This is a genomic window from Collinsella sp. AM23-17, from assembly GCF_003470945.1.
GTDB classification, from domain to species: Bacteria; Actinomycetota; Coriobacteriia; order Coriobacteriales; family Coriobacteriaceae; genus Collinsella; species Collinsella aerofaciens_O.
Window position 1 is genome coordinate 1 of the sequence record NZ_QRHU01000042.1, and the last position, 3,649, is coordinate 3,649.

At 67.2% G+C, this 3,649-nt stretch carries 3 protein-coding genes; all 3 read right to left on the reverse strand.

All coding sequences use genetic code 11. From position 1 onward, the window contains the following. Window positions 1-65: 65 nt before the first annotated feature. A protein-coding gene (locus DW645_RS09725; RefSeq protein ID WP_370448105.1) for an IS3 family transposase occupies window positions 66-1,207 on the reverse strand; the annotation gives its coding sequence in 2 pieces (ribosomal slippage) (window positions 66-949 and window positions 949-1,207; 1,143 coding nt in all). A 255-nt stretch (window positions 1,208-1,462) separates the two neighbouring features. Continuing rightward, entirely contained in the window at window positions 1,463-2,251 is a 789-nt protein-coding gene (gene istB / locus DW645_RS09730; protein WP_118227345.1) for an IS21-like element helper ATPase IstB, read from the reverse strand. Further along, window positions 2,248-3,486, reverse strand: coding sequence for an IS21 family transposase (gene istA / locus DW645_RS09735; protein ID WP_117655710.1), 1,239 nt, complete (start codon window positions 3,484-3,486; stop codon window positions 2,248-2,250). Before istA ends, istB begins: the two co-directional genes overlap by 4 nt. Between the last annotated feature and the right edge of the window lie 163 nt (window positions 3,487-3,649).

Genomic DNA, 3,649 nt, shown 5'->3' on the forward strand with positions numbered 1-3,649 from the left:
AGGGGAGCTCCTCCATCAGCCTCGGCCCCGCCATCCCGCGGAACCTCGACCTGGATTGGCAACACCTATTTGGACGATTCCGGGAGGGACAGCCCCGCCTCCCTGAACTCGACCGGAGACATGTAGCCCAGCGTCGAGTGGATCCTGAAGTTGTTGTACCAGTGCACGTAGTCCGAGAGCTTGGCCCGGAGCTCGCGCGTCGTGCCGAACGTCTCGCGGTGGACGAGCTCGGCCTTCAGTATCCTGTTGGTCGACTCGTCGACGGCGTTGTCGTAGGGGCAGCCCTTGGCCGACAGCGACCTCTCAATGCCGAAGGCCTCGAGCATCAGGTCGATCTCGGCGTTGTCGAACTCGCTGCCGCGGTCCGTGTGGAAGACCTCGATGTCCGAGATGGGGAAGGAGAGCGTCGCGAACGCCGACTTGACCAGCCGGGCGTCCTTCCTGGGCCCGGCGGAGTGGCCGACGATCTCCCTGTTGTAGAGGTCGACGAGCAGGCAGACGTAGTTCCACGAGGCCCCGACGCGCACGTAGGTCAGGTCGCTGCATATATGGGTGCGCGGCGCCCTGCCGCCGAAGCCGCGCGCGACGACGTTGGGCACGTCGGCCTCGTTGACCGCCCCGGGGTGCACCTTGAACCTCTTCCTGCCGTATGCGCTGACCAGGCCGTTCTCCCTCATGATGCGGCAGACCCGGCGCCGGCTGACGGTGACGCCCGACCTCTCGAGCGACGCCTTTATCTTGCGCGAGCCGTACCGGCCCTTGCTGGCGGCGTGGGCCGCGACCACGGCCGGCGCGGCGGGGTCCGGCGCGGCGGGCCGGTCGGCCCGCGAGCGCATGGAGTAGTACGTCGACCTCGCGACGCCGAGGAGCCTGCACTGCGCTGATATGGGGTAGCGGCCCTCGTTGGCCGCTATGGCCCTCACTTTCGAGCGTATATCAGCGCCGCTTGTTTTAAGACGTCGACCTCCATCCGGAGCCTGCGGTTCTCGCGCTCGAGCTCCAGGATCCGGTTCTGCTCGGGCGTGCGGTTGCACGCGGCGCGCGGCGAGCCGGTCGCGTTTATCGACTTGATCCACCTCTCCACGGTGCTCTTGCCGAGGTCGTACTCGTCCATGATCTCGCGCTTGGGCTTGCCGGCGTTGTAGAGGTCGACTATCTGCCTCTTGAACTCGTCGGTGAAATGCCTCGGGTGCCTGGGGTCCCTCATATACGGCCCTCCCGTCTCCTGCGCCCCTCCCGGAACTGTCCACATCAGTGTAGCCAATCCAGCACTTTCCCTGCCCCGGGCGCCTCCTCTGCATCCCCGCCGGGGAGAGCGCCTCGCGCACGGGCATCCCCAGCGACGCGAGGTGCCTGGTGTTAGCGTCAATATATTTTTCACCATTTTCACCAACGTATTTTCGCCAATCGCGCCAACGCGGATGCGCCGGATTCGCCAACGCGGATGCGCCGCTTTCGGCGTCTAGGCTCCCTCCTCCTTCCCGTCCTCGCCGCCGATGGATACGTCCTTCAGGCGGTACGACCGTCCCGTTATCTTGATCATCGCGCAATGGTGGCAGAGCCTGTCGGCCACCGCCGAGGCCGTGACGTTGCTGCCGAACACGTCGCCCCACCTGCCCACCGGCACGTTGGTCGTGACGATGGTCGACCGCTTTAGCGCGTAGCGCCTGTTGACCAGCTGGAACAGCAGGTCCGCGCCCTCCTTGCCGATGTCGAGGTAGCCGAGCTCGTCTATTATCAGCAGGCTGCAGTGCTCGTAGAACCGCATCCTGCGCGCCAGCGCCTCCTTCGCCGAGGCGCGCTTGAGGTCCTCGACCAGCCTCGAGCAGTCGGCGAAGTACACCTGCTTGCGGGCCATCACCGCCTCGTGGCCTATGGCTATCGACAGGTGGGTCTTGCCGACGCCCGGGCTGCCGACGAGCACGACGTTGTCGCCGCGGTCGATGAACTCGAGCGTGGCCAGCTGCTCGACCAGCCCGCGCGGCACGCTCGGCTGGAAGCCCCAGTCGAAGTCGGCCAGCGTCTTTATGTAGGGGAAGTTGGCCATCCTCGTGCGGCGCTCGTCGTCGGCGCGCCGCTTGAGGGCTATCTGGGCGTCGGTGAGCTCGAGCATGGCGTCGACCAGGCCCTTCCTCCCGTCGGCGACGAGCCTGACGTACTCGGGCACCGACGACGCCATGCCCTCGAGCCCCAGCTCCTCGAGGTTGGCCGCCAGGCGGTTGAGGGGGCTGGCCTGCACGGCGGCGCTCACAGCGAGCCCCCTATCGAGTCGAGCAGGCCGAGGTTGGCCGCGGCGGCCGCCTCGATGTCGCCGGCGGCGTCGCCGAACCACCGCTTGCCGGCCATGGCCTCGGCGTAGTGCGCCGGGTCGTAGGCCGGCCCGCCCGCCACGTGCGTGGCCACCAGCTCGCCGCCGACGTAGCAGTCCATCGCGCCGCCGGGCATGCAGACGATGCGGGCGGGCCTGCCGATGCAGCGCCTGGGCACCGACATGGGCTCGCCGTGCGCGCTCACCAGCATCGTGGCCGGCACCCTGGCCACGCGCACCACGTCGCCCATCGCCTCCTCGAGGGCGCGCAGGTTGCCGACGGGCAGCAGCGCGTCCTTCTCCTCCATGAACAGCGCGGAGGGAGGCAGCCCCGTGGTCTCGTTGGGCTCGGAGTTGCTGGCGTCCTCGATCCGCGCGACGATCTCGTCGATGTCGTCCCAGCCGTCGAAGTCGCCCTGGTAGGCCATGAGCCGCGACAGGAAGCGGTTCGACGACTCGACCTTGCCCTTCGTCTGGGGGCTGCGCGGGCGGCACAGCTTCAGCTCGAAGCCGGCGGCCTTGGCGAACTCGTACGCGCGCTGGACCTTGAGGCGCCTGCCGCCCTTGACCGTCACCAGGGCGGACATGTTGTCCGTGACCCACTCGCGCGGCACGCCGCCGAGCCTCGCGATCGTGGCGTACATGCACCTGACCAGGTCGTCGGTCGTCCTGGTCCTCGACCGGATGAATATGTGCCTGCGGGAATGGCCCAGCGTCGCCGCGAACACGTTGAACTCGAACAGCTCGCCGTCGCGGTTCGCCATCTTGACGGACTCCTTCCAGTCGAACTGCAGCTGCAGTCCGGGCGGCGTCTCGAAGCGCGGGTGCGGCTCCGGGCCGCCGGAGGCCCCGACGGCGATGCCGTTCTTGCGCATGAACTGGGTGAAGGCGTTGTAGCCGGCCAGGTCCTCGCCGGGATACCTGTGCAGCAGCCACTCGTGGATGCCCTTCTTGGTGACTCCCGGCAGCTGCGCCTTGGCGGCCACCTCCTCGATGTGCGCGTCGAACGAGCCCGCCCTGTCGCCGCGCCCGTCGTGGGGCCGCCCGCCCTCGGCCCTCCAGTACGACGCCACGGTGTGCCTGTCCTTGCCGTAGCGCTTCGCTATGTCGCTGAAGTTGGGCTTTATGCCCGCTTCCCTGTACATGTCCAACTCTCCGATCAGGTTCTTCTCCGCCACGGCCCGCTCCTCCCGAAAGCATCGTTCGCTCGTCGATCGAAGCGTAAGCCCCGGCGTTGGTGGAAATGGTGAAAATGCGTTGGCGCAAATGGCGGGACTGCGTTGGCATGATTGGTTGTTGAGCGTTGGTCAAAATGGTTGTTTTTACAGTAGCGCTAACACC